Annotated in this window: 22 protein-coding genes and 4 pseudogenes; 15 read left to right on the forward strand and 11 right to left on the reverse strand. The window is 66.9% G+C overall.

The features are described 5' to 3' along the window. Positions 1-42: 42 nt before the first annotated feature. Positions 43-372 carry a hypothetical protein gene (locus BMY35_RS31610; RefSeq protein WP_143080781.1) on the reverse strand — a complete coding sequence of 110 codons (330 nt, stop codon included), beginning with the start codon at positions 370-372 and terminating at the stop codon, positions 43-45. A gap of 65 nt (positions 373-437) precedes the next feature. Between BMY35_RS31610 and BMY35_RS38425 the strand changes: the two genes are divergently transcribed. Beyond that, the gene (locus BMY35_RS38425; protein ID WP_256230177.1) at positions 438-803 is read left to right on the forward strand and encodes a site-specific integrase; all 366 of its coding nucleotides are present in this window, start codon (positions 438-440) and stop codon (positions 801-803) included. A 349-nt stretch (positions 804-1,152) separates the two neighbouring features. Here BMY35_RS38425 and BMY35_RS38945 read toward each other — a convergent pair. Then, a pseudogene (locus BMY35_RS38945) lies at positions 1,153-1,782 on the reverse strand (IS701 family transposase); the annotation flags it as partial. Between BMY35_RS38945 and BMY35_RS31625 the strand changes: the two are divergent. Continuing rightward, positions 1,716-2,599, forward strand: a pseudogene (locus BMY35_RS31625) (IS630 family transposase); the annotation flags it as partial. The pseudogenes BMY35_RS38945 and BMY35_RS31625 sit on opposite strands and share 67 nt — an antisense overlap. 202 nt (positions 2,600-2,801) lie before the next feature. Here the strand turns inward: BMY35_RS31625 and BMY35_RS31630 are convergent. Beyond that, the gene (locus BMY35_RS31630) at positions 2,802-3,125 is read right to left on the reverse strand and encodes a helix-turn-helix domain-containing protein (protein ID WP_338067619.1); all 324 of its coding nucleotides are present in this window, start codon (positions 3,123-3,125) and stop codon (positions 2,802-2,804) included. Between the two features lie 139 nt (positions 3,126-3,264). Here BMY35_RS31630 and BMY35_RS31635 point away from each other — a divergent pair, with 139 nt between their 5' ends. From BMY35_RS31635 to BMY35_RS31650, 4 genes are all read left to right on the forward strand, one after another. After that, positions 3,265-3,828, forward strand: a complete 564-nt coding sequence (locus BMY35_RS31635; protein ID WP_256230254.1) for a helix-turn-helix domain-containing protein — start codon at positions 3,265-3,267, stop codon at positions 3,826-3,828. A 349-nt stretch (positions 3,829-4,177) separates the two neighbouring features. Then, complete coding sequence (locus BMY35_RS38950; RefSeq protein WP_240652084.1) at positions 4,178-4,759, forward strand: hypothetical protein; 582 nt, start codon at positions 4,178-4,180, stop codon at positions 4,757-4,759. A gap of 55 nt (positions 4,760-4,814) precedes the next feature. Next, positions 4,815-5,858, forward strand: coding sequence for a relaxase/mobilization nuclease domain-containing protein (locus tag BMY35_RS31645; protein ID WP_093207094.1), 1,044 nt, complete (start codon positions 4,815-4,817; stop codon positions 5,856-5,858). Between the two features lie 979 nt (positions 5,859-6,837). Next, positions 6,838-7,035, forward strand: a complete 198-nt coding sequence (locus BMY35_RS31650) for a helix-turn-helix transcriptional regulator (RefSeq protein ID WP_338067628.1) — start codon at positions 6,838-6,840, stop codon at positions 7,033-7,035. A gap of 317 nt (positions 7,036-7,352) precedes the next feature. Here the strand turns inward: BMY35_RS31650 and BMY35_RS31655 are convergent. After that, positions 7,353-7,640, reverse strand: a pseudogene (locus BMY35_RS31655) (IS701 family transposase); the annotation flags it as partial. Between the two features lie 25 nt (positions 7,641-7,665). On the opposite strand from BMY35_RS31655, the gene BMY35_RS31660 reads away from it, so the two are divergent. After that, positions 7,666-7,932 carry a hypothetical protein gene (locus BMY35_RS31660; RefSeq protein WP_093207099.1) on the forward strand — a complete coding sequence of 89 codons (267 nt, stop codon included), beginning with the start codon at positions 7,666-7,668 and terminating at the stop codon, positions 7,930-7,932. Between the two features lie 18 nt (positions 7,933-7,950). Here BMY35_RS31660 and nadE read toward each other — a convergent pair whose 3' ends face one another. Genes nadE through BMY35_RS31680 form a run of 4 tightly spaced genes read right to left on the reverse strand, consistent with a single transcriptional unit; the run spans position 7,951 to position 12,617 of the window. Further along, positions 7,951-8,805: an ammonia-dependent NAD(+) synthetase gene (gene nadE, locus BMY35_RS31665; RefSeq protein ID WP_093207101.1), complete on the reverse strand. Its 855-nt coding sequence runs from the start codon at positions 8,803-8,805 to the stop codon at positions 7,951-7,953. A 25-nt stretch (positions 8,806-8,830) separates the two neighbouring features. After that, positions 8,831-10,015 carry a phospholipase A gene (locus BMY35_RS31670; protein ID WP_176947370.1) on the reverse strand — a complete coding sequence of 395 codons (1,185 nt, stop codon included), beginning with the start codon at positions 10,013-10,015 and terminating at the stop codon, positions 8,831-8,833. After that, positions 10,012-10,482 (reverse strand): hypothetical protein, encoded by a 471-nt coding sequence (locus BMY35_RS31675; protein ID WP_093207450.1) that lies wholly within the window; start codon positions 10,480-10,482, stop codon positions 10,012-10,014. The genes BMY35_RS31670 and BMY35_RS31675 overlap by 4 nt, the downstream gene beginning before the upstream one ends. 26 nt (positions 10,483-10,508) lie before the next feature. Further along, positions 10,509-12,617, reverse strand: coding sequence for an ATP-dependent helicase (locus BMY35_RS31680; RefSeq protein WP_093207104.1), 2,109 nt, complete (start codon positions 12,615-12,617; stop codon positions 10,509-10,511). Positions 12,618-12,771: 154 nt separating this feature from the next. Between BMY35_RS31680 and BMY35_RS31685 the strand changes: the two genes are divergently transcribed. Further along, a complete protein-coding gene (locus tag BMY35_RS31685; RefSeq protein ID WP_093207107.1) occupies positions 12,772-13,794 on the forward strand; it encodes an AEC family transporter in 1,023 nt (340 codons plus the stop codon). A gap of 10 nt (positions 13,795-13,804) precedes the next feature. Here BMY35_RS31685 and BMY35_RS31690 read toward each other — a convergent pair whose 3' ends face one another. Beyond that, complete coding sequence (locus BMY35_RS31690) at positions 13,805-14,500, reverse strand: hypothetical protein (RefSeq protein WP_256230182.1); 696 nt, start codon at positions 14,498-14,500, stop codon at positions 13,805-13,807. A 238-nt stretch (positions 14,501-14,738) separates the two neighbouring features. Between BMY35_RS31690 and BMY35_RS31695 the strand changes: the two genes are divergently transcribed. After that, a complete protein-coding gene (locus BMY35_RS31695; protein ID WP_093207455.1) occupies positions 14,739-14,948 on the forward strand; it encodes a hypothetical protein in 210 nt (69 codons plus the stop codon). 43 nt (positions 14,949-14,991) lie between these two features. Here BMY35_RS31695 and BMY35_RS31700 read toward each other — a convergent pair whose 3' ends face one another. Both BMY35_RS31700 and hemE read right to left on the reverse strand, forming a co-directional pair. After that, the gene (locus BMY35_RS31700; RefSeq protein ID WP_093207109.1) at positions 14,992-17,079 is read right to left on the reverse strand and encodes a primosomal protein N'; all 2,088 of its coding nucleotides are present in this window, start codon (positions 17,077-17,079) and stop codon (positions 14,992-14,994) included. A 483-nt stretch (positions 17,080-17,562) separates the two neighbouring features. Then, positions 17,563-18,672 (reverse strand): uroporphyrinogen decarboxylase, encoded by a 1,110-nt coding sequence (hemE, locus tag BMY35_RS31705; RefSeq protein ID WP_093207112.1) that lies wholly within the window; start codon positions 18,670-18,672, stop codon positions 17,563-17,565. Between the two features lie 126 nt (positions 18,673-18,798). Here hemE and BMY35_RS31710 point away from each other — a divergent pair. The 6 genes and pseudogenes from BMY35_RS31710 to BMY35_RS31735 form a co-directional block, all read left to right on the forward strand. Further along, a pseudogene (locus tag BMY35_RS31710) lies at positions 18,799-20,391 on the forward strand (GMC family oxidoreductase); the annotation flags it as partial. Positions 20,392-20,476: 85 nt separating this feature from the next. Continuing rightward, positions 20,477-21,286: an SDR family NAD(P)-dependent oxidoreductase gene (locus BMY35_RS31715; RefSeq protein WP_177213754.1), complete on the forward strand. Its 810-nt coding sequence runs from the start codon at positions 20,477-20,479 to the stop codon at positions 21,284-21,286. Between the two features lie 10 nt (positions 21,287-21,296). Next, the gene (locus tag BMY35_RS31720; RefSeq protein WP_093207119.1) at positions 21,297-22,100 is read left to right on the forward strand and encodes a MoaF C-terminal domain-containing protein; all 804 of its coding nucleotides are present in this window, start codon (positions 21,297-21,299) and stop codon (positions 22,098-22,100) included. 45 nt (positions 22,101-22,145) lie between these two features. Continuing rightward, on the forward strand, positions 22,146-22,535 hold the full coding sequence (locus BMY35_RS31725; RefSeq protein WP_093207122.1) for a nuclear transport factor 2 family protein: 390 nt from the start codon (positions 22,146-22,148) through the stop codon (positions 22,533-22,535). 49 nt (positions 22,536-22,584) lie between these two features. Beyond that, a complete protein-coding gene (locus BMY35_RS31730; protein ID WP_093207125.1) occupies positions 22,585-24,087 on the forward strand; it encodes an aldehyde dehydrogenase family protein in 1,503 nt (500 codons plus the stop codon). Between the two features lie 38 nt (positions 24,088-24,125). After that, positions 24,126-25,394, forward strand: coding sequence for an ABC transporter substrate-binding protein (locus tag BMY35_RS31735; protein WP_093207127.1), 1,269 nt, complete (start codon positions 24,126-24,128; stop codon positions 25,392-25,394). Positions 25,395-25,401: the final 7 nt, after the last annotated feature.

A 25,401-nucleotide genomic window follows, 5' to 3' on the forward strand; every position in this document is an offset into this window, starting at 1 on the left:
AGCCCAAAGGCTGGGGGAAGGCTTCGTGGAATGCGGGCCGCGTTACGGCTGGGTCAGCAACATCCGATCGTTCTTCACGGTGCCGAGCAGAAGCTGCACTTCGTTGTCTCGCCCTTCAACAACGAGTCGGCCTCTTTCAAGAAGGTCTCTACTTCGTACAGCCATGGCTGAGAGGACTGCGGATCGATCCGCGAGACGCTGGCAGGCAGCGGGGTCGCTACTGGCTTGGCCCCGATCACGGGCGATGTAGTCGGCGTACTGGTTGCGCACCCGGTCACGATCAGCAGCAACAGCACCGCGGCGCTCGTCCAGCACCTTGAGGCGAGCTTCGTAAACATTGACGTTCTCCTGTTGGGTCTTGGCGTGGTTCACGTCGCATCGAATTTCTGCACCTCACGCTGCCTCAGATCGACAGCGAGGCGAACACCATCCGCCTGATGCGTGCGAAGCAGCATGGCGGCACGAAACGCGTGGAGAGCATCACGATCACCGAAGGGATGGAGGATCTGGTGCGGCGACTGCGAGCGCTGCCGCGGCCGGAAGAGTGCCTGCACGTCTTCACGACGCGGGACGAGAATCCCTACACGGATGACGGGTTTGCTTCGACCTGGCAGAGAGCGATGGCCAAGGCTCTTGAGGGCAAGATCATCCCCCGCCGCTTCACATTCCATGACCTGCGCGCGTACTACACCACGCAGCACAAGGCCCAGTACGGCGGCCTCCCGGAACTGCACGCCGATGTGAAAACGACCGCGAAGATCTACGACCGTTCACGCGTTTCAACGCGCCGAGGATTGAAGTGAATTCCCAGCATGGGAATGAAAAGCAAAAGGCGCTACAACCTTTATAGCTGTAGCGCCTTGCGAATACTGGTGGCTGGGGCGGAATCGAATAATTCTGCGCAACCCTCGCCAGCATTTGCTTTCGCTCACTGGTCCTGTTCTCTGGGCACACCTTTGGGTACACCAGACCATTCAAGGTCGTGCGATGCAAAAGTAAAGCACTTCGTGCGACCTAACCTAGATTATCGCGCAACGGAGCAGCGAGAAGCATGCCTCAATCCCGCAATTTGATGGCGCGGTCGATATCCATGGCTTTGCGGGCCGTCATAGGGCGGGACCGACCTAATCTTACTGTGTCACACGAGTAGCTCTACGCTGACTTTCCACAGCAGGGCACTGCCCGAGACGAGCGATCAGCTGGTAGCTCAGTCGATGGCGCAGTGTCGTGATCGACGTCGCCACGTGGCGCTGCGCGCGCAGGACTGCCGCGGGGGACGTAATCCTCGGGAAGGGCAGGCACTTGGCGTTCGATGAAGTTCTTTTGCCACCGACAGGCTTTTCAGCGACGAGGCGTTCGGCCATCAGGAACCCGTAGGCCGCGATGCTCAAGGCGGCATGGTGATGGAAGCCCCGCCAACCTCGACCTCGTAATGGCCGAGGCCGAAGTCTCGCTTCAGATCCTGGTAGTCGCGCTCGATGCGCCAGCGCTGATCGGCGTGTCATCTGGCAGGGTAGACAGGAAGTACTTGCTCCGTTCGGTCTCATGAACCGGCCACTCGATGAGCAGCCATTGCTCGGGATGCAACCGGGCCTTGCCAACATTGCCGCCAGCGTGGCGCACCCGCACAGCCGCAAAGCGGTCGTTCAGTGTATCGCTGGTTCCCTCGCGCCGACTGATGTTCTGGAACGCCCGGCTTGGCAGAGACTGCGCCAATTGCGATGCAGACCGGACTGAGCCGCACGGGCGTGTTCGACATCTGCAAGCGTCATGAGGCGGCCGGAGTCAAGGCATTGCGAGACGCCCCTGGAGGCCGCAAGCTTGGCGACGGACGGCGCCTGGACGCGGCTCAGGAGGCGGCAGCGCGCAAGCTGCTCACCGACAAGACGCCCGATCAGCTGAAGATGGCCTATGCGTTGTGGACGCGCGTGGCGTTGGTGAACTCATCGAGCAACGCTTTGGCGTACGACTTCCGGTGCGCACGATGGGTCTTTACCTGGCGCGCTGGGGCTTCGCACCTCAGAAGCCCATGAAGAAAGCTTACGAGCAGTCGCCCGCGGTGATGAAGAAGTGGCTTGAGGAGGAATACCCCGTGATCGCCGCGTGCGCCAAGGTCTCGGATGCCGAGATCCACTGGGGTGACGAGACGGGGCTGCGCAGCGACGACGTTCGCGCACGCAGCTACGCACCCAAGGGTGAGACCCCCGTGATTCGGGTGAACAACAAGCGCCACGGTCTGTCGGTCATCTCCACGGTCACCAACAACTCCGACATCCTGATCGATTTCATGCGCCGCCTCATCAAGGACGCGGGCCGCCAAGATCTATCTGGTCCTGGACCACGTCGCGTGCATCACAGCAAGCCCGCGAAGGCATGGCTTGCCGAACACAAGCACGAGATCGAGGTGTTCTACCTATCGAGCTACAGCCTGGGGCTCAATCCCAACGCCGATCTCAAGCAAGCCGTCAAGAAGCGCGCCTCTGCCCGCAGGAAGTTGCAGTTGGTCAAGGCCGCCGCAAGGAACTTGAGCAGCCTGCTGCGCAAGCCCGAACGCATCAGGAGCTACTTCGAACACAAGCTAGTCCGCCATGCGGCCTGATTCAAGTTTATTCATGCCGGCTCAATAACACGAACAACGAGATCGCGGCGGAGGTGATTGGGCCGGAGCGGCGCCGACGCTGGTACAGCGAGAAGCGGATTGAGATCTCTCTTGGCTCTCTCAGCCCTTTCGAATATCAGGTGAGCCTTGAACTTGCCACATAAACCAGTCCAAGTTTTCATCCGCACCCTCAAATTAACACTCAGTTCGATCTCAGCTTCTTGCGCGGTCTGTCAAGCGCCTGAAAGAACTCAGAAGGCTGCATTTCCAGGGTTGCAATGATCTTGAGGATGTTGATGAGCGCGAGATTATGTTCGCCTCGCTCTATGCCGCCAATGTAGCTGCGGTCGATTTCACACGCGTCGCCGAATGCCTCTTGAGAATAGCCGAGTTCCTTTCTGCGCTGACGTACCGCTTCGCCAAAAAGTACGAGCTCCGGCACTTTTTTCCTGGTAGCTGAAACCCTGTTGACCATTTCGAGATGGTCAGTATTACGTGGATAAAGCACCACGGGATAAAATAACACGGGATATGATTACCATAGCGAGGTGAACTAAATGTCTTTGACATTGCTCCCGTCGCCGCTGCCGAGCGTGCGAGCAGTGCGGCTTCCCGCTTCTGCGTTACCTACGAGGCCGCAGCATCCAGCACCTGCGGCACGCAGCCTGTCACTGGCAAACAGGGGGGCGCAGGTGAGAGCGCTGCGTATGGCGGCAGGAATGTCTGCGGGGCAGCTGGCCTTGGCGGTGGGAATTTCTGCTTCGATGCTCTCGCGCATTGAGCGCGGGCTGGTCTCGCCTTCGGTGGAGACGCTGGAGCGACTCGCGCAAGGCCTGCACGTGCCGGTCTCGCGCTTCTTCAGCGATCAGGCGCGGCGCACGGATTTCTGCCATGTGCGGGCAGGACACGGTGTACTGGTCGACCGCATCGGCGCGGTGGCGGACTACCGCTACGAGCTGCTGGGCCACCTGCTGTCGGGCAACATCTTCGTCGAGCCGTATCTGGTCACGCTGCTTCCGGGCGCCGATCCCTACGTGACTTTCCAGCATCCTGGGTTGAAGTTCCTGTACTTCCTTTCCGGGGAGGTGCGCTACCGCTACAGCGCCAAGGTAGTGGAGGTGAGGGCAGGGGACGCGCTGCTGTTCGATGCGACTGCGCTGCACGGCATCGAGGCGATCGAGGTTCCTCCGGTTTCGTACCTGTCGGTGGTGTTCACGCTGCGGGAGTAGACGGCTCGCGGCGACGCCGTCGTGCCGCGAAGCGGATGCACGGTCGAGCGGATCGCTCGCGCATTTATTGCTTCATGCCGGATTGTCCCTTCCTAGGTGTTCGGCATGCCGAACACAGATGCACCACAAGCGCCTGCCAGTAATTGCGGCTTCCTCTGTTGAAAACGGTGAAGAGATCGTGGATGTGTCTCGTGCAGCGCTTCTGTGCGAGCGGGAGGTAGGTCAGCGTCAACTAGCCTCGAAGTGATGTTTGTGGCGCCACGCGGAGACTCCGGGGGGCAGAGTCCTTGTGCGGCTATGAGGGCAGGATAGACTGCCGTCAGACATTGTTAACAGCCATGGCGTTGCGATGACCAAGACCTCTCGATCGAGCGTGATTGGGGCCCGGGTGTCGGCCGAAACGCGGACACGGTTTGCTGCGCTCGCGGCACATCATCAACTGACTGAGGCCGGCTTGCTCGCCAAGCTCGTCGACGAGGTTCTGCGCACCAATGTGCCCTCGACCACGGTGTCGTCCTCCACACATACCCCGAGCGCTCCGGACATCGGCCGTCTTTCCGAAGATCGCATCACCCTGCGGCTTCTTGCGGGCGACCGCGTCCTGATTGCTGAGCGGGCCGAAGCCCGGGGCATGAAGCCAGGCAGCTATCTCGCCATGCTGATTCACAACCATGTGCACGGACCCATGGTGCTGCCACTGAAAGAACTCGCTCAGATCAAGGCGACCTGCGCTCAGCTGGCCGCGTTCGGACGGCAGTTCCGTATGTTCGGCTTGCCGAACACCGTCACGCAGCCGCAGGCCTGCGAGATCATTGATGCACTCGCGCTGGCCCGACGGGAGGTAGCACAGGCGCGCGTGGCCGCCACCGCTATCGTGCAGCGCAACCTGATCAGCTGGGGGACCCACAGCCGCGAGGTGCTCCGTGCCTAAGCAGACGCTGCGGCTGGCACGCGGCGGCCATCAATCGACCAATGGCGTACGCGACATGGCGCTGGACATCGTGAGCTACGGCCGACGCGGACCCAGTGGTACGCTGCGCTTCGGGACTGGCGAGATCGCGCAGATCCGGCGTACGGTGGGACGCACGCCCGAGGTGTTGGTGAAGGTCTCCGGCGGCGGGCGTGACACCGGTGGTGTCGAAGCGCACCTGCGCTACATCAGCCGGCATGGGAAACTGCCCCTCGAGACCGATGAAGGGCCCGCCATGCGGGGCCATGGTGCCCCCAAAGAGATCGTCACCGACTGGCAGTTGGACCTGTGCAGGAGCCAGTACAGGCCCAAGCCGGCTCCAGGCCAGAAGGACATCCGCCCGAAGCTCGCCCACAATATCGTGCTGTCGATGCCGCCGGGCACGCCGCCGGGAAAGGTGCTTGCGGCGGCGCGCGTGTTCGCGCGGGAGAACTTTGCGCTCCAGTACCGGTACGCCACGGTGCTGCACACCGACCAGCCACACCCGCATGTGCATCTCGTGGTCAAGTGCGAGCACGAGTTCGAGCCCGGCAAGCGTCTCTACATCCGCAAGGAGATGCTGCGCCAATGGCGTGAGCAGTTCGCCGCGCTGATGCGGGAGCAGGGCGTGGCGGCCAACGCGACGCCGCGGCAGGTGCGCGGGCAGATCCGCAAGCCGCTGATGGACACCATCCATCATCGCCTGCGTGCGCTTCGCGCGTTCGGGCGACTGGCGCCGGCCGAGCGGGCAGGTCGGCGGTCACCGAAGACTTCGAGTTTCATGCGGGCCAAGCTAGGGGCCGTGCTGCGGGCTCTACAGACAAAGCGAGACACCCTCGATGCCGGCAGAGATGAGATGCGGCGCACGCGGCAGGAGGTGGTGGCAGACTGGCAGGCGGCCGCTGATACGCTGAGAAGGCAGGGTCAGGTCGAGTTGGCCGAACGCGTGGAGCGCTTCATCGAGCGCATGCCGGCTGTGCAGACCGACGGGCGGCGCATGGCGGAGCGCTGGAAGGATGCGGAACGAAGTCGAACGCAGCAACGTACAGATGTCAAGTCACCTGGAGCGCACTTTCGGTGAGCGAGGAACTTACGCAGCGGCCGACGAAGCTTGACGTCGGGAAATGGTTCTGCGCGTTGGCGGGTGCTACGACTTCGCTGAGGGCGCTCTTGGGGGCCGGCGTGTGGGTCTCGCCGACCGCGACAGCAAGCATTGTTTCATTTGCCCGAATTGCTTCTCGCAGGCCGCAATGACGAAACACAATGCCCGCGCGCCATGCCGCCCGACGCTGTGCGACTTGCTCACGTTTCGACCATCGATGCCTGTCTGGCCTCGCTACATGACGGGCCGACCGTGCCGCGTCTGCCGGACACAGGCCAAGTCGGTGATGCCAATCGGTGAGCCCAGCCGCGACCTGACTGCCTGCACGTGACGCGGCGATGGCGGCGGCCTTGCCGTATGAGCGGAAATTTCCATCGGCATTTATGCACCACATGCCGCGCAACGAGGGTGGATTGGGTGTGCCTTTGAGCGCCGTCGCACTCTCATGCGGCTGGCGTTCCAGGTAAGTCGCTTGGCAAAAACGGTTCTTGTTCGAGGCGCGGTCCGCGTCTGTTTCTGGTGAGTCTTACGCAGCGCACGTATGAGTGCGAGCGGATGCGCAATAACGCTGGTCTTGCATTCGGCTGCAGCCCTGGTGCGGTGTCGTCGTCTGGGAGTGTGGCCACTGATGCCGAAAGGTAGAGGTTGTCTACTGTGAAAGTTGTTAGTTGTCAGAAGTCGTGAGTCGTCGCATGCTCAACGTGCATCCACGCGGAAGACGAGTCTTAAGAGGCCCTCGATACGGCCGCAATGCTGATCAAGTCAGGATGGGTTTGCTGCTGGTTTCGGCGCCGGTGCTGCTGCTGCCCGGATTCTTCAAGTCAGAGATTCGCCGTCGGTACTCAGCTAGCTGCTTGAAGGCTCGAACCAGCTTCAAGGAGTTGTCATGCATTTTGGACCCCATTCCAGTCACCGCCGTGTTGACCTTTCGAGCGTGGAAGGGCCCGAGTTCTTTCGCATGCACGATGTGATACGCATCACCGCGCTGAGCCGCGCGACCCTATATCGCAGGATTGCTGAGGGCAAGTTCCCAGCTCCTGTGCACTTGGGTGGACGCGCCTGCGGATGGCCTCGTGCCGCGTTGCAACGCTGGGTAGATGATCCGGAGGGGTACTCAGATGCCCACGGGCCGGCCGACCTCAATACTGGAGCCTGACACGCGCCCGCGGTCCGACGACTTCTACCGGGCAGTTAAGAATCCAGCTGCTATGACCCCTGAAGACTGAGAGCTGCCAGCGATATGCCCGGCAATGGACGACCGCTGTGATCGAAAGCGGACTGTAGATCATCGCTGGATCGCCGTTGCTAGCCTAAAACGTGGCCCAGCTTGGGCTGTCAAGGTCGTGCTCTTCCTAACGGGCAACAGCGGGGAAGCTGTCTGGTCCACTGCTTCTTGAATTTTTCGCCATAGACGCTCGATGAGCCGAGCGACAGCCAGGGTTTCGTCGGTCCGTATTGCCTATTCTTACTGTGTCAAAAGAGTAGCTTTGCGCTTGCCCTTAAGCAGCAGGGCATTGACCGAGACGAGCGAGCAGCCGGTATCTCAGTCGGGGCGCAGTGTCGTGATCGACATCGCCACGTGGCGCTGTGCGCGCAGGACTGCCGCGGGGGATGTAATCCTCGGGGAGGGCAGGCACTTGGCGTTCGATGAAGTCTTTTGCCGACAGACTTGTCGACGATCAGGCGTTCAGCCATCAAGAACCCATAGGCCGCGATGCTCGAGGCGGCATGGTGGTGGAATCCCCGCCAACCTCTGCCCTCTTAGTCGCCGAGACCCAGCCTGCTAATGCATGACGAGTGGCGTGACCTGCCGGGCAGCGAGCCCTTTCCGCCCCACTTGCCGATGACGGTGGACGCGCGCTACGCCCACGTGGGCACCAACATTGGCGCCCCTTCGATGCAGGTGGTGCACGAGGCGCCGGACGGCACGCAGGTCCGCTGGACGCTGTACGACGCCGTGATCCGGAACAACGGCTTCGAGGCCAGCATTCCCGTGCCCTATGCCTCCGAGCTCGGGGCCAGGCGCTGGAAGGTGAGGGTGGTCGCGCGCTGACCGGGTGTGTCGCTGCCCTCAGAAGGGCTCGACGGGCAGCGCGCGCTTGTGCGCGCTCTTGCGGTGTGTGGAAAGAATGATGCGGCGCGCCTCGGCCGACACCGGCTTGCCTTCGAGGAAGTCGTCGATCTGCTCGTAGGTGACGCCGAAGGCATCCTCGTCGGGCTTGCCCGGCACCAGCGACTCGAGGTCGGCGGTGGGCACCTTGTAGACCAGCGCGTCGGGTGCGCCCAGCAGCTGCGCCACTGCGCGCACGCGGCGCTTGTTGAGGCCAGTGAGCGGCGTGATGTCGGCCGCGCCGTCGCCGAACTTGGTGAAGAAGCCCATCAGCGCCTCGGCCGCGTGGTCGGTGCCGATGACGATGCCGTCGTGCGCGCCGGCCACCGCGAACTGCGCGATCATGCGCTGGCGCGCCTTGATGTTGCCCAGCACGAAGTCTTCGTGCGCGGCGTCGCGGAACGTCAGGTCGCCCGCCTTCAACGCCGCGAGCATGCCGTCGGCGGCGGGGCGGATGTCGACGGTGATGGTGCGGTCGGGCTTCATCACCTTGAGCGAGGCCTGCGCCTCGGCTTCGTCCTTCTGCACACCGTAGGGCAGGCGCATCGCGATGAAGGTGGCGTCGTAGCCCGTGGCGCGCAGCTTCTCGACCGCGCGCTGCGCGAGGCAGCCGGCGGTCAGCGAATCGACGCCGCCGCTGATGCCCAGCACCAGCGTCTTCAGGCCGGTCTGCTTCAGGTAGCCGGCGAGAAAGTCAACGCGCCGCTCCAGCTCGCGGGCTGCATCGAAGACGGGCGCGACGTGCAGCGCCGCGATGATCTCGCGCTGCATATCGTCAACTGGGGACAGGTCGACGGGAGAGAGGTCTGCACTCATGAGGTTGGTCTTCGCGTGAAAGAAATCAGAAGTCCACAAGGCTCAGGCCGATGCTGAGCACTGTGCGCTTGCGGTTGTAGTCCACCAGCGTGTCGCCATAGCCCGAGAACAGCTGCGTGTGGAAGCGCAGGTTGCTCTTGGTCGGATCGCCGATCGCCTTGAGCCATTCGAGGCGGATCGAGCCGCGGCCGCTGTCGCGCAGGTTGTTGCGCACGGTCACGGCGAGCTGGTTGTCGCGGTTGAGGTTCCAGCGGCCGGTGATCTCGGCGCGGCCGTAGTAGTCGGCGATGTCGGGGTTGTCGTCCTTCGCGGCGCTCTCGGAGATGCGCTTCCAGATGCGGCCGGTGACGGTGAAGCGGTCGTCGAGTTCGGCGCCGCCCATCAGGTACACGCGGTTCCAGCTGCGCGACAGCGGCAGGCTCTGGCCGTTCGACTGGTGCACGATGCCCAGTCCCGAATAGCGCCAGCGCCATCCGCCCGGCAGCTTGAAGTCGGTCGGGTAGACGTACATCAGCTCCGGTTCGTGGTCGGTGGTGCGGAAGGGCCGCGAGATGGCGCCGTTGAACAGCTGCCAGGTCGACTGCTGGCTGTAGGCGAACCACAGCGAGTCCTTCTTCACCGGATCGTTCTGCGTGAGCATGCCCTGCGCGAGCTTGGTGCGCACCGACAGGCCGATGCGCATCTCGTTGGCCTGGTAGGCCACCGGGTCGGCGGTGTGGCCGGCCGAGGGCGAGGTCGGCGTCTCGGGCTTCTTGGTGGCGGCCGAGGCCGACACGTTCAGCGGACGATAGCCGCGGAAGCCGAAGGTGCCGCAGTCGGTGGCGTTCTCGAGTTCCCAGAAGCGCGAGAGCGCCGAGTACTGGCGGTCGCGACAGCCTTCGGTGGTGGCCACCGATACCACGCGCGTGGCGGGAACCGTGCCGTCCACCGGCGGCTGCGTGCTCGCGAGCACGGGAGGCGCCGGCGGCACCGCCGCCGCGGGCAGCGTCTGCTGCTGCGCCCAGCGGTCGAAGCAGGCCAGGCGCGCATCGTTGTTGGCGCCAAGCGCGGCGCACTGCTGCCAGGTGAGCTGCGAGTCGGCCAGCGGGCTCGCGGGCTTGTCCACGGCCTGTGCGTGCACCGCGCCGGCCGTGCCGCCCAGGCACGCCGCCACGGCTGCGAGCGTGCCGAGCCTGAAGCGGGATCGCGGGATGGTCTTCATCTTGGTCATGGCTTCTTTCCTTCCTGTGCCACTGTCTTGCTGAGCACGAACGGATGCGTGCTCTCGTCGGCGGCATTGCGCCACGTGCCCCTGAACTCGCGCCCGCACGAGCCGGTCTGCAGCTTGCCCGACCACACGCCGCTGATGGCGCGGCCGTCCTGCGACTCGTCGATGGAAAGCGCGCCTTCGTCGTCCACGTCGCCCGCGAGCTGCGCGACCGTGGCCTTCGCGGGGTTCGCGCCGTTGCGCGTGATGGTGCCGCGCACGCCGTCGTAGTCGGGGTGCTTGCCGAGCTGCACGACGGCCACGGCGGGCAGGTTGTCGAAGCGCGCCTCCCAGTTGCCGTAGAGCGATTCCAGAGGCAGGTCGCGCGCGTCGGTGGGGCAGTCGGCGCTGCCGCCGCGCATCGAGGCGCAGCCCGAGAGAACGGCCAGGGCGGCGGCCAGCAGGGCGGTGGTCGCGGCGGTCTTCTTCATTGGCTTCGTCTTCGTCGTCGTCATCTTCATGGTGCCGAGGCTGCCGCGGCGGCCTTCGCGGCGCTGTCCTGCGCCTTGCGCGCGAACTCGGCGCGCAGCGCCTTGAGCTTCTCGCGCGGGTCTTCCTTGGTGGTGGCCTTGTCCAGGCCCATCTCGGCGATGAAGCGGCTCGGTATGCAGGGCACCATCTCGCGGCCCTGCTTGCGCTTCTTGGTCCAGCTCACGGCCAGGCTGCGCTGCGCGCGCGTGATGCCCACGTACATCAGGCGGCGCTCTTCCTGCAGGCGCTGCAGCGTGTCCTCGCTCACCTTCTGCTGGCGGCCGTTGTCGTCGTCGAGCTTGAAGGGCAGCAGGCCCTCGCTCACGCCGATGAGCATGACGTGCGGCCACTCGAGGCCCTTGGATGCGTGAAGCGTGGAGAGCGTGACCACGTCCTGGTCCTGCTCGCGCTCGCTGATGGTCGACAGCAGCGAGATGGTCTGCGCCACCTCGAGCAGGCTCTTGCGCTCGGTCTCGATGCCGCCGCTGTCGGCACCCGAGGTGTCGTCGAGCGTGCCGCCGGCGCGCTGCGACATCCAGTCGACGAATTCCAGCACGTTGGTCCAGCGCGATGCGGCGGCGGCTTCGCTGTCCTCGCCGTCGTACAGGTGCTTCTCGTAGTCGATCTCCTTCAGCCAGTCGAGCATGAAGGTGCGCGAGTCTTCCGCGCCCATGGTGCGGCGCGCGCGGTATTCGAGGTCGTTGATGTAGCGGCCGAACTCGTGGATGCCTTCCAGCGTGCGCTTGGGCATCACGCTGGGCAGCGAAGGGCTGAACAGCGCCTCGAACAGGCTCAGCTTGTACTGGCTCGCGAAGGTGCCCAGGCTCGCCAGCGTGGTGTGGCCGATGCCGCGCTTGGGCGTGGTGATGGCGCGCAGGAACGCCGGATCGTCGTCGTTGTTGACCCACAGGCGGAACCAGCCGCACAGGTCCTTGATCTCGGCGCGGTCGAAGAAGCTCTGGCCGCCCGAGACCTTGTACGGGATCTGCGCCTTGCGCAGCGCCTGCTCGAACACGCGCGCCTGGTGGTTGGCGCGGTAGAGGATGGCGAAGTCGCGGAATTCCTTGTACTGCTTGCCCTGCGTGGTGGCCTCGCCCGCGCGGATGCTGACGATGCGCGCCACCGCGCGCTCGGCTTCGTGCACCTCGCTGTCGGCGTCGACGATGCGCACCGGCTCGCCCTCGCCGAGCTCGGAGAACAGCGTCTTCGGAAAGAGCTTGGGGTTGGGCCCGATCACGTTGTTGGCCGCGCGCAGGATGGCGCTGGTGGAGCGGTAGTTCTGCTCCAGCTTGATGACCTTGAGCTTCGGATAGTCGACCGGCAGCTTGCGCAGGTTGTCCAGCGTGGCGCCGCGCCAGCCGTAGATGGACTGGTCGTCGTCGCCCACCGCGGTGAAGTGGCCGCGCTCGCCGGCCAGGGCCCTGAGCACGTCGTACTGCGTGGCGTTGGTGTCCTGGTATTCGTCGACCAGGATGTGGCCCATCATTGCCTGCCACTTGGCGCGCACTTCCGGGAATTCGTAGAGCAGCTTCAGCGGCATGCCGATGAGGTCGTCGAAGTCCACGCTCTGGTAGGCCAGCAGCCGCTCCTCGTAGCGGGCCATGATCTTCGCGGTGATGCGTTCGTTGTCGTCGGCGGCCTGGGCCTCGGCCTGCGCGGAGTTCAGCCCCATGTTCTTCCACTTGCTGATGGTCCACTGCCAGATGCGCGCGGTGGCGATGTCGGAAGTGCCGCCTGCGTCCTTCAGGATCTTCGTCACGTCGTCGGCGTCGAGGATGCTGAACGCCTTCTTCAGGCCGAGCACGCTGCCGTCCTCGCGCATCATGCGCACGCCCAGCGCGTGGAAGGTGCACACCACGACCTTGCGCGCGTCCTTGCCGATGAGGTGCTTCGCGCGCTCGCGCATCTCGGCGGCCGCCTTGTTGGTGAAGGTGATGGCCGCGATGCGCTGCGGCTCGATGCCCGACTGGATGAGCCGGCCGATCTTGTGCGTGATCACGCGCGTCTTGCCCGAGCCCGCACCGGCAAGCACCAGGCAGGGACCGCTCATGTAGTTGACCGCTTCGAGCTGTGCGGGATTGAGTCCGTGAGACATGGGAGAAAAAGAGAACCTGAAGAGGCCGTGAAGAACGCCGTTGGGAACGGCTGGCGCAAAAGCAAAGCGGCCAATGATACGGGTGCGGCCCCCGCCGGGTTTGTAGGCCGGGCACTCCGATGCGGCCCCTCGGGCGCCAAACGACAATGCACCGGTGCTGCCTGTATTCCTTGTTACTTTCCCTTTCTTCGCGTTGATCGCGGCCGGCTACGGCGCGGCCCGCGCCCGCATCCTGCCGCTGGACGCCATTCCCGGCCTCAACACCTTCGTGCTGTATTTCGCGCTGCCGTGCATGCTGCTGCGCTTCGGCGCGGGCACGCCCATCGGGCAGCTGCTCGACGGCAGCGTTGCACTGATATGGGGCATCTGCGCGCTGGCGGTGGTGGCGGGCGTGGTCGCGTTCACGCGGAATTCGCGCGTGGGCTGGAACGACGCGGCTTTCGGCGCGCTGGTGGCCGCGTTTCCGAACACCGGCTTCATGGGCGTGCCGCTGCTGGTGGCCATCCTCGGCGCGCAGGCGGCGGGGCCGATCATCATCACGATCGCGTTCGATCTCGTCGTCACTTCCTCGCTGTGCATCGCGCTGTCGCGGCTCGACGGGGCCGGAGGCGCCGGACGACACGGCGCCATGCTGGCGGCGCGCAAGGCGCTGCGCGGCATCGTGGTCAACCCGATGCCGTGGTCGATCCTGCTGGGCGTGCTGCTGTCGGCCGCGCGCTGGGCGCTGCCGGGGCCCGTCGAGCGCACCATCGCCATGCTGGCCGATGCCGCCTCGCCGGTGGCGCTCTTCACCATCGGCGCGGTACTGGCCCGCTCGGCACTGCTGGCGCGCGAGCACGACGCCAGCGCGGCGGTGGCCGAGGCCATGGGCGCCACCGGCCGCATGCCGGCGGCCAAGGCTCCGTGGGGCGACGTGCTGCCGGTGGTGGCGGTGAAGCTGCTCGCTCACCCGCTGCTGGTGTGGAGCCTGGGGCTCGGCGCCATCGCGCTGGGGCTGCCGCTGTCGCATGCGGCGCTGGTGACGATCGTGCTGGTCGCGGCACTGCCGAGCGCGAGCAACGTCTCGATGCTGGCCGAGCGCTTCGGCGCGGACAACGGGCGCATCGCGCGCATCATCCTGTGGACGACGGTGATCGCCTTCCTGAGCTTTCCGCTGGCGGTGAGCGCGCTCAGGTAAGGGTAAGAGGCTAGGGCGTCAGCACCCCGAGCTTGTACGGGTCGGCATCGGCGAGGCGCTCGCACTTCGAGAAGTCGCGGCCCTGGGTGCCGTCGCAGTAGTAGGTGTTGTAGACGCGGCCGAAGAGCGTGGGGCTCGCGGTGAAGAGCACGCCGTGGTCGGGCTGCCAGTTGTCTCTGGCGCCGTCCCTGGCGTTGTCTTTCGCGGGCGGAACGCTGGCTTCCACCGGCTTGGCCGAGGTTGGCATGAAATCGCTGAGCGTCTTGTGGGCGTCGTCGCCGCGCCAGCGCACCGCCAGTTCGGCGGCCGTGGGGCGCTGCGCCACCGGCAGCAGGACGCCGTTGACCTGCAGCCCGTAGCCGAAGCGGTGCGTCCTGCCGGCCAGGAATGCATAGGCGCAGGCCGCCATGCACTGGCCCCGCACCTCGGTCTGCACGCCGCTCGCGCGGATGGCGTCGGCGAAGGCGCCGGCCGCTTCGGCGGTGCCGCCGAACGAGTCCTCGAAGACCACGGTGCTGATTGTTCCGCTGCCCAGCTGCTCGGTGAACTCCTTGATCATGGTCCCGTCGAGCATGCCCGACACCACGAGGCGACTGCCCTGCAGTTCCAGTTCGGCCGCCGACGAAGCCGGCGGCACGGCGAAGGAAAGGGCGACCAGGCACGATGCCAGCGAGAGGGACCAACCAGAACGAGACGGCGGTTTCACGGCGACCTACCTTTGCAAGCAGTGAGCGAGGCAGTTTGGAGTGCGCGATCCACGGCGGGTTCGCGTCTTTACAGCTTGAACAGCGCCGGGGGGCGCCGTCAACTCTTTTTTCACAAATTTGCGGTAGTCCTGGGCATGTCGTAAGACATAGCTATCCGCTACTACTTCAGATGAATGCTTGGGTTTGCAATTGCGCTGCTACAGTGTTCACAAGTCAAAGATGTGAATGGGGCGCGCGATGGCAATACTGGTTCGCATCCTTCTGTGGCTGACCTGGCTCTCCGCGGTCGGCTGGTTCTGGCATGCCGGCAAGTTCGGCACCGCCACCGCGATCGCGCTCGGGGCGCTGAGCCTCGTCGTGTTCGCATGGCCCGTGAGCATCGCGCGGCGCAGGCACAACGAGCTGCGCTACGTGGACATGGGCAAGGAGCCCACCGGCTACCACTGAAACCGCGCTCTCGGGGCAGCCGCCCCGACCGCACGGACTCCGCTCAGATGCTGTGCGGGTCCACGTCGACCAGCCAGCGGATCACTCCCTTGCCCTCCGGCGCGCGCCGCAGTTCGTGCAGCAGCGGCTGCCAGCCCGAAAGCAGCCGTTGCAGCGCGGCACGCGAGGGGCTCTCGATCAGCATCTGCGCACGCTCCACATTGGCCACGCGCTGGATCGCCAGCGGCACCGCCGGATAGCGCGTGACCAGGTCCGCGCCCGGCAGCGCCTCGGCCTGGTCGGCCGCCGTGTTCAGGAAGCCCTGCGCCACCGACTGCTCGCGTGCGTCGGCCCGCAGCAGTGCCTGGAATGCGAAGGGCGGCATGCCGGCGGCGCGGCGCTCGTCGAGTTGCTGCTGCGCGAAGGCGACGTAGTCGTGCTTGCGCAGCGCCATGAAGAGCGGGTGCGGCGCGTGGTGCGTCTGCACCCACATCTCGGCCTTCGCACCTTGCGCGGCAAGGTATGCGGCGTCGCGGCCCGCGCGGCCGGCCGACTGCATCAGCAGGCTGAACAGCCGCTCCGGCGCGCGGAAGTCGCTGGAGAACAGCGCGCCGTCGGGGTTCACCGCCGCCACCAGCGTGATGCGGCGGAAGTCGTGGCCCTTGGCGATCATCTGCGTGCCGACCAGCACGTCGACCTCGCCCGCGTGCACCGCGGCGAGCTGCGATTCGAGCGAACCCTGCTTCTTGGTGCTGTCGGCGTCGATGCGGGCGATGCGCACCGCGCCGCCGTCGGGCCGCTTCACGGAAGAGAACAGCTCGGCAAGGTGCTCCTCGAGCCGCTCGGTGCCGCGGCCCACCGGCGCGATGTCGGGGTTGCCGCAGGCCGGGCAGGCGCGCGGCACGCGCTCGGTGAAGCCGCAGTGGTGGCAGCGCAGCGTGCGGTCGATCTTGTGGAACACGCGGTACGCGCTGCAGTGCGGGCACTCGCTCTTCCAGCCGCAGTCGCCGCAGGCCAGCACCGGCGCATAGCCGCGCCGGTTCAGGAAGATCATGCTCTGCTCGCCGCGCGCGATGCGCTGGCCGATGGCGTCCAGCAGCGCGCCCGAGATCACCGTCTTCGGCGGCTGCAGGTTCATGTCGACCAGCCGCACCGCGGGCAGCTCGCCCGCGCCGATGCGCGAGGGCATGGCCAGCCGCACGTAGCGCCCGCCCGGGTCTTCGCCCTCGGCGGGGCGGCTCTGGTGCCAGCTCTCGAGAGAGGGCGTGGCCGAGCCCAGGATCACCCGGGCCTTCTCGCGCTGGCCGCGCCACACGGCGAGGTCGCGCGCGGAGTAGCGCGCGCCTTCCTGCTGCTTGTAGCTCGGGTCGTGCTCCTCGTCGACCACGATGAGCTTGAGCGCCGGGATCGACGCGAACACCGCCATGCGCGTGCCCAGCACGATGCGCGCCGCGCCGCTGTGCGCCGCCAGCCAGCTCGCCAGGCGCTGCGGGTTGGTCATGCCGCTGTGCAGCGATACCACCGCTTCTTCGCCGAAGCGGGCCTTGAAGCGGGCCTCGAGCTGCGGCGTGAGGTTGATCTCGGGCACCATCACCAGCGCCTGGGCTTCGGGCTCGCGCGCGAGCAGGTCGGCCACGCAGCGCAGGTACACCTCGGTCTTGCCGCTGCCGGTGCTGCCGACCAGCAGGAAGGTGCCCGTGCCCGTTTCGTTTGAGGCCTCGATGCGCGCCAGCACGGCCGTCTGCTCGGCGCTCAGCGCGACCGGGTTCGCGGATTCGGCCGTCTCGGCCACCGGCCCGGCCGCGCTCTTGCGCTTGAGGCGACGCGCCAGCTGCGCCGTCGACAGGTCGCGCAGCTGCGGCGGCAGGGCGGCCAGCGCGATCTCGCCGATCGAGCGCTGGTAGTAGCGCGCCGCGAAGGCCACGAGGTCGCGCCAGCCTTCGCCCAGCGGCGCCAGCGCGTCGAGCGCCGCGCCCACGGGCTTGAGCGCCATGTCGGGCTCGGCGCCTTCCAGCGAGACCGGCTCGTTCCAGACCACGCCCAGCACCTCGCGCTTGCCCAGCGGCACCCGCACCAGCGTGCCGGGCGGCAGGGGCTCGGCGCCGGCGTAGCTCAGCAGGTCGCCGAGCGCGGCGTGCGCGGGCGTCTGCACGGCGATGTCGAGCCGCCAGGGCAGGGCGGGCGGGGCGCCGTCCGTCGGCTGGGGAGCCTCGTCGAGGGGCAGGCGGGCGGTGGAGATGGGCGGTCCTTCTTGGAGGGGTTTGTTAATGAGACTTGGAGCAAGAGCGCTTAAGTCGTTGATTTTTCAGCGCTTTGGAGGCCATCCAGAGTTCCTGTGGATAACTTTGTTGACAAGCATGCTGGACTCGCTGCCAAGCCTTGAAAATCAAGGCTCTGGCTGGATTGCCCGGAAAAAAAGCAAAGTTCAAATCCTATATAAATCAACAACTTAGCGTTGCTATCTCTTTGGGAGCAAAGAAGGCGGCCCGCTTCGAAATCTTGCGCAGTGCAGCACGTGTTTTGTGCATAAGTACGGAACCATATGCCGTTTTTGCGCTTGACAAACGCTGGCGTACCAACTTCCAGGGGGCGCCGCGGCCGCCCGAACCCGTTCTTGCCGATAACAGGTGTGGTGTCAGCCGCGCATCGCACGCGAGTGGGCGTGCACCGCCTGCACCAGCGCCGCGACGTGCTCCGGCGGCGTGAACTGGCTGATGCCGTGGCCCAGGTTGAAGATGTGCGTCGGGCCTTGGGTGGAGCGGTCGGCGTGGGGCTTGCCGAAGGCGTCGAGCACCTTCGCCACCTCGGCCTCGATCCGGTCGGGCGGCGCGAACAGCACGTTGGGATCGATGTTGCCCTGCAGCGCCTTGGCCTTGCCGTCCGTGCCCTCGGCGATCTGCTTTCGCGCGGCGGCTAGGTTCACGGTCCAGTCCACGCCCAGCACCTGGCAGTCGAGTTCGCGCATGGCGTCGAGCCAGAGGCCACCGCCCTTGGTGAACACGATGCGCGGCACCGGCTGTCCGTCGGCGCCGTCGCGCTTCAGGCCGGCCAGCACGCGGGCTGTGTAGGCGAGGCTGAATTCCTGGAACGCGCCGTCGGCCAGCACGCCGCCCCAGCTGTCGAAGATCATCACGGCCTGCGCGCCGGCGTCGATCTGGGCGTTGAGATACGCGGCCACCGAGTCGGCGTTCACGGCCAGCACGCGGTGCATGAGGTCGGGGCGGCCGTAGAGCATGCTCTTCACGAGGCGGTAGTCGCTGGAGCCCGCGCCTTCCACCATGTAGCAGGCCAGCGTCCACGGGCTGCCCGAGAAGCCGATCAGCGGCACGCGGCCGTTCAGCGCCTTGCGGATCGAGGCCACGGCGTCGAACACGTAGCGCAGCTTCTCCATGTCGGGCACTTCGAGCGCGGCCACAGCCGCCTCGTCGCGCACCGGGCGCGCGAAGCGCGGGCCCTCGCCGGCCTCGAAGGACAGGCCCAGGCCCATGGCGTCAGGCACGGTCAGGATGTCGGAGAACAGGATGGCCGCGTCGAGCGGATAGCGCTCCAGCGGCTGCAGCGTGACCTCGGTGGCGTAGCCGGTGTTGGTGGCCAGCCCCATGAAGCTGCCCGCCTTCGCGCGGGTGGCCACGTACTCCGGCAGGTAGCGGCCGGCCTGGCGCATCAGCCAGACGGGCGTGTGGTCGGTGGCCTGGCGCCAGCAGGCCCGCAGGAAAGTGTCGTTTTGCAATGGGGCGAAAGGCATTTCCCGATTGTCGCAGGCGCCCCCGCATTGACCGACAGCGCATTTTGAGTTGCACCAGGCCGCCCCGGTGATCCACGGCGCGCCGCAGCGCCGAGCATCCGCCCGGAACAACAAATCCGGACGAACATGGCGCAACAGGTTTTCGACTTCGTGGTGGTGGGAGCCGGCTCGGCCGGCTGCGTGCTGGCGCACAGGCTGGTGCAGGCGGGCCGCAGCGTGCTGCTGCTGGAGGCCGGCCCGCCCGACGACGACCGCTTCATCCACATGCCCGCCACCTTCGTGCGCGTGATCGGCACCGAGCGTACCTGGGCCTACGAGAGCGAGCCGCAGAGCGCCGCAGCCGGCCGCAGGATGTTCGTGCCGCAGGGCCGCACCCTGGGTGGCGGCAGCTCGGTCAACGCCATGGTCTACATCCGCGGCACGCCCGCCGACTACGACGGCTGGCAGGCGCAGGGCTGCGAAGGCTGGGGCTGGCGCGACGTGCTGCCGTGGTTCCGCAAGGCCGAGTCGAACGCGCGCTTCGCCTGCGACCTGCACGGCACCAACGGACCGCTGAAGGTGAGCGACACGCGCTTTCGCCACCCGCTGAGCCTGGCCTTCCTGCGCGCCGCGCAGCAGAGCGGCCTGGCCTACAACGACGACTTCAACGGCGCCGAACAGGCGGGCGTGGGCTTCTATCAAACGACCACCTTCGAAGGCCGGCGCGCCAGCACCGCCGCCACCTACCTTGCGGCCGTGGGCGGCAACCCGAAGCTCACCGTGGTCACCGGCGCCCACGTGACGCGCGTGCTGACGCAGGATGGCGCCGCCACCGGCGTGGCCTACCGCACGGGCGCGGGCGGCACCGGCGAGGACATCGTGGCCACGGCTCGCGAGGAAGTGATTCTTTCGGCCGGCGCGCTGGCCTCGCCCAAGCTGCTGATGCTCTCGGGCATCGGCCCCGGCGCGCAGCTGCAGTCGCTCGGCATCCCGGTGGCGCGCGACCTGCCCGGCGTGGGCGAGAACTTCCAGGACCACTTGGAGGTGTCGGTCTACGGCCGCACCCGCGAGCCGATCAGCCTGCTGGGCAACGACCGCGGCCTCACCGCGCTGAAGCACGGCCTGCAGTGGACGCTCTTCAACACCGGCCTGCTCACCTCGAACGTGGTCGAGAGCGGCGGCTTCGTCGACACCACCGGCGAGGGCCGCCCCGACCTGCAGTTCCACGTGCTGCCGGTGCTGGTGGGCGACGTCGACCGCGAGCCGCTGGCCGGCCACGGCATCTCGATCAACCCCTGCTTCCTGCGCCCGAAGTCGCGCGGCAGCGTGCGGCTGCGCAGCGCCGATCCGATGGCGCCGATCCTGTTCGACGGCGGCTACCTGCAGGCACAGGAAGACGTCGCCACGCTGGTGCGCGGCGTGAAGCTCGCGCGCCGCATCCTGCGCGCGCCGGCGCTGCGCGAGCTGGTGTCGGAAGAGCTCGCGCCCTCCGCCGCCGAAGACCTGGCCGACGACGCCATCGAGACCTACGTGCGCCAGCGCGCCAAGACCGTCTACCACCCGAGCGGCACCTGCCGCATGGGCAGCGACGGCATGGCCGTGGTCGATGCGTGCATGCGCGTGCACGGCATGAAGAAGCTGCGCGTGTGCGATGCCTCCGTGATGCCCTCGCTCGTCAGCGGCAACACCAACGCGCCCACGGTGATGCTGGCCGAGCGCTGCGCCGACTTTGCGCTGTCGGGCAACTGACTCTGCGCCTTCGGTCAATCGCAAACGCGCGCCGAATCCTAGAGTCGATCCGGACGAGAACAAGGAGACAGAGCGAATGAGTTCCACAGGAAATTCCATGGCCGGCAAGGTCGCGTTCATCACGGGCGGCGGCACCGGCATCGGCGCGGCGGTGGCCGCGCAGTTCGTCGCGGCGGGCGGCCGCGTGGTGCTGATGGGGCGGCGCGTCGCGCAGCTCGAGGCCGTTGCATCGAAGCTCGGCGGCCTCGCTGTGGCCGGCGATGCCGCCAGCACCGACGACGTGCGGCGCGCACTGGCCCAGGCACGCGAGAAGTTCGGCCGCGTCGACGTGCTCGTCGCCAATGCGGGCGGCCACGGCGTGGGAGATGCGCTCTCCACCGACGACGCATCGTGGGCGCTCTCGACGCGCCTGAACCTCGATACCGCCTTCGTCTGCGCGCGCGAGCTGCTGCCGGAGCTGATCGAGCGGCGCGGCAACATCGTCGTGCTGTCTTCGCTCGCCGGCCACTTCGCGGGGCCGGGCGTGGTCGGCTACGTGACGATGAAGCACGCGCTCATCGGCCTCGTGCGTTCGCTGGCGCGCGACTACGGCAGGCAGGGCGTGCGCGTGAACGCGGTGTGCCCCGGCTGGGTGCGCACCGAGATGGCCGACGAGCAGATGCAGGTGCTCGTCGACAAGTACCGGCTGGCCGATGCCGACGCGGCCTACGACCTCGTCACGCGCGACGTGCCCATGGGCCGCGCCGCCAGCCCCGAGGACGTCGCGAACGCCGTGATGTTCCTCGCCTCGCCGCTGGCCGCGATGGTCTCCGGCAGTTCGCTGATGGTCGATGGCGGCGCTTCCGCCGTGGACCTTCCCACCATCGCCTTCGCGCACGAAGCCTGAGAAGAAAACCATGAGCACCGACACCACCAAGCCCGCCGACTGGAAGACCTACGACCAGTTCGCGCTCGGCATCGCCACCAACCGCCTGCCGCCCACCGACGCGCTCGCAGGCCAGACGCTGGTGCTGGTATTGCCCGACTTTCGCCTCACGCTGAAGCCGCGCACGCAGCACACGATCGATTGGCAGGAGGAGGGCGCGCGCGGCGGGCAGGCGCAGGGCGACTGGTACGAGGCCATCGAGGTCGCGCCCGACACCTTCTTTCTCGACATCACCCAGGCCAGCCGCCCCACCGAGGCACTGACCGTGGTGCTCAACACGCGCACGCGCCGCGTGCTCGCCATCCGCTGCCGCATCGTCAGCGCCGGGGAGGCAGCGGGCCAGCCGCGCGTGCCGCAGGACTTCTGGCCCGGCACGCTCGAAGGCGGCGCTGCCGCATCGGGCATCGAACCGCACGCCACGCGCGACCTCATCGGCCTGCGCACCTGGCAGACCTACAGCCCCAACCACACCTACGAGCACACCTACCTGAGCTCGGAGCGCTACGCGTGGCAGTGCCTGGTCGGCGTGCAGCGCGGCCACGGCGACGTGGACCTGGCGAGCTACTGGAAGTTCGACGACGGGCAGTACGTCTTCACCTTCCGCGAGTTCCTGATCCCGGTCGCGTCGGTGTTCTTCTTCGACTTCGCGCAAGGCCGTTCGACCGGCAAGTTCCTCGGCGTCACCGGCGCCGGCGAAGTCGCCAACAACCCCGCGGGCGCCTTCATGCGCAAGGCCTCGCAAACCTTCTATCCGCCCGAGTTCGGGCCGGTCTGATCTCTTCCCTTCTTTTTTCGCTGTCACACCCAGGAGCTTCACCCCATGCGCACGCCCCACCAGATCGTCGCCGACCACTACGCCGCCTCCGACCGCCAGGACCTCGAAGCCATGTTCGCCGACATCGCCGACGACGTGCGGTGGACCGAGATGGCCGGCTTTCCGTGCGCCGGCACGCACGTCGGCCCGGCGCAGGTGATCGAGAAGGTCTTCAAGGTGCTGGGCGCCGAGTGGGAGGGCTACCGCTTCGTGCTCGAGCGGCTGGTCGACGGCGGCGACACCGTGGTCGGCATCGGCGACTACCAAGGCCGCAACCGCGCCACGGGCAAGACCATGCACGCGCGCGTCACCCACGTGTGGCAGGTGCAGGGCGGCAAGGTGCGGCGCTTCGAGCAGTTCACCGACACGCTGCTCGTGGCGCGTGCCATGCAGTGACGGCACTTCTTTCTTCCTCCTCCTCAACGCATCGCCCCGGAGCCTCTTCATGAATCTGCGAGACCTGTCGATCGAACACCTCGGCCAGGTGGGCCTGCTGGCGCAGCGCCGGCGCGGCAACCACATCGACGGCCGCGAAGCAGCGCCCGTGAGCGGCAGCTACCTCCCCGTGGTCGACCCCGCCACCGAGATGACCGTGGCCGAGGCGCCCGACAGCGACGCGGCCGACGTGAACGCGGCAGTCGCCAGCGCGCGCCGCACCTTCGAGAGCGCCGCGTGGCGCGCGCTGCGCCCGGCCGACCGCGAGCGCATGCTCTACACGCTGTCGACGCTGATCGAATCGCATGCCGACGAACTCAGCGCGCTCGAGACGCTGCAAAGCGGCAAGCTGCGCGGCATCGCGCGCATGGTCGACGTGGGCGCCGGCGCGGAGTTCGTGCGCTACATGGCGGGCTGGGCCACCAAGCTCGAGGGCCAGACGCTGGACAACTCCATCGGCATTCCGGGCCCGCAGTGGGTGACGTACACGCGGCGCGAGCCGGTGGGCGTGGTGGGCGCCATCGTGCCGTGGAACTTTCCGCTCGCCATTGCACTGTGGAAGGTCGCGCCCGCGCTCGCGGCCGGCTGCACCGTGGTGCTCAAGCCTTCGGAAGAAACACCGCTCACCGCGCTGCGGTTGGCCGAGCTGGCGATGGAGGCGGGCTTTCCGCCGGGCGCGCTCAACGTGGTGTGCGGACGCGGCGCCACGGCCGGCGCGGCGCTCGCCGCGCATCCGGACATCCGCAAGATCAGCTTCACCGGATCGACCGGCGTGGGCCGGATGATCGGCCATGCCGCCGTCGACAACATGGCGCGCTTCACGCTGGAGCTCGGCGGCAAGTCGCCGTTGATCGTGCTGGACGACGCCGACCCTGCCGCGGCGGCGCAGGGTGCGGCCAACGGCATCTTCTTCCACCAGGGGCAGGTGTGCACCGCTGGCTCGCGCGTGTACGTGCAGCGCGGCATCTTCGACAAGGTGGTGTCGCAGCTGGCTCAGGTGGCCGAGGGGCTGCACATCGGCTCGGGCTTCGATCCGCAGGCGCAGTTCGGCCCGCTGGTGTCGCGCCGCCACATGGACCGCGTGATGGCGCACATCGACGGCGCGGTGGCTGAGGGCGCGACGCTCGTGACCGGCGGCGGCCGCGCGTTCGACGGCGGCTGCTTCGTGAAGCCCACCGTCTTCGTCGACGCGAAGCCCTCGATGCGCATCGTGCGCGAGGAAGTCTTCGGCCCGGTCGCGACGGTCGTGCCCTTCGACGACGTGGAAGACGCCATCCGCATGGCCAACGACAGCGCCTACGGCCTGGCCGCCAGCGTGTGGTCGAACAGCCTCTCGGCCGTGCACCGCATCGTGCCGCGCCTGCAGGCGGGCGTGGTCTGGGTCAACGCGCACAACGTGCTCGACAACGCGCTGCCGCTGGGCGGCGTGAAGCAGTCGGGCTACGGGCGCGACCTGGGGCGCGCGGCGGTCGAGAGCTTCACCGAGCTCAAGAGCGTGTGCATGGCGGTGTAGCCGCCGGGTTCCGGTCACAAGAAAAGGAGACATCCATCATGAAGAAGATCCAGAAGAAGATTGCGCTGACCTTCGCGGTCGGCGCTGTGGGCATCGCAGGCGCGGGCGGTGCATGGGCACAGTCGGGCCCCGACTGCGGCCTCAACACCGGCAAGCCCGCCACGGGCGAGCCCATTCCCATCGGTGCGGTGGTCGGCAAGACCGGCCCCGACGACTTCAGCGCCTCGGGTCAGGCGGCGGCCGCGTACTTCAAGTGCGTGAACGCCAACGGCGGCATCAACGGCCGCCCGGTCGACTACATCGTGGTCGACGACCAGTGGAACCCCGAGACCGCCGCGCAGGTCGCCTCCAAGCTCGTGAAGGACCGCAAGGTGGTCGCGCTCGCGGGCAGCACCAGCTTCGTGGAGTGCGGCGCCAACGCCAAGATGTACGCCGACGAGGGCGTGATGGTCATCGCCGGCACCGGCGTGCCGCGCGAGTGCTTCAACGCGCGCAACTACGTGCCGGTGAACGCGGGGCCGCGCGTGTCGGCCACCATCGCCGCGATGTACGCCGCGCAGAAGTACAAGGCGAAGAAGATGGTCTGCATCATTCCGAACATCCCCAGCCTGGGCAACTGGGCCTGCGAAGGCCCGAAGGAGTGGGGCAGGAAGAACGGCGTGGAGGTCGAGACCATCGCCATCGACCCCGGCTCGGCCGACGCGACATCGACCATGCTGCAGGCTGCCGCCAAGAAGCCCGACACCATCATCATGAACGTGCCCAAGGGCATCCTGGTGCCCATGCTGGCCGCCGCCGAGCAGCAGAACATCGGCAAGAAGATCCGCTTCGTGTCGGCCGCGCCGGCCTACAACGCCGACGTGCCCAAGGCCATCGGGCCTTACTGGAAGGGCAACTTCGACGTCAACCTCGAATTCAACCCGCTCGAATCGGCCGGCCCCGACAACAGGAACTGGCTCGCGGTGATGGACAAGTACGGCGCGAAGAGCGACCCGCGCGACACCTTCTCGCAGGCCGGCTACCTGGCCGCGCGCATCGTCACGCAGGCACTGCTGAAGATGGACCCGAAGAAGATCGACCGCGCGAGCGTGACCGACGCGCTGCGCAAGGTGAGCGACTTCAAGAGCGACATCCTCTGCAAGCCCTTCTACGTGGGCAGCGGCAACCGCCACAACGCCAACAACAGCGGCCCGGTCGCCAGCCCCGACGGCAACGGCTGGCGCTTCGCGCCCGGTGGCTGCCTGACGGCGGAAGACCCGGAGCTGGTCGACATCCGCGCCGACGAGCAGAAGATGGGCCTGAAGTAGGCGCGCC

The organism is Variovorax sp. YR750, assembly GCF_900109805.1.
Classification (GTDB): domain Bacteria; phylum Pseudomonadota; class Gammaproteobacteria; order Burkholderiales; family Burkholderiaceae_C; genus Variovorax; species Variovorax gossypii.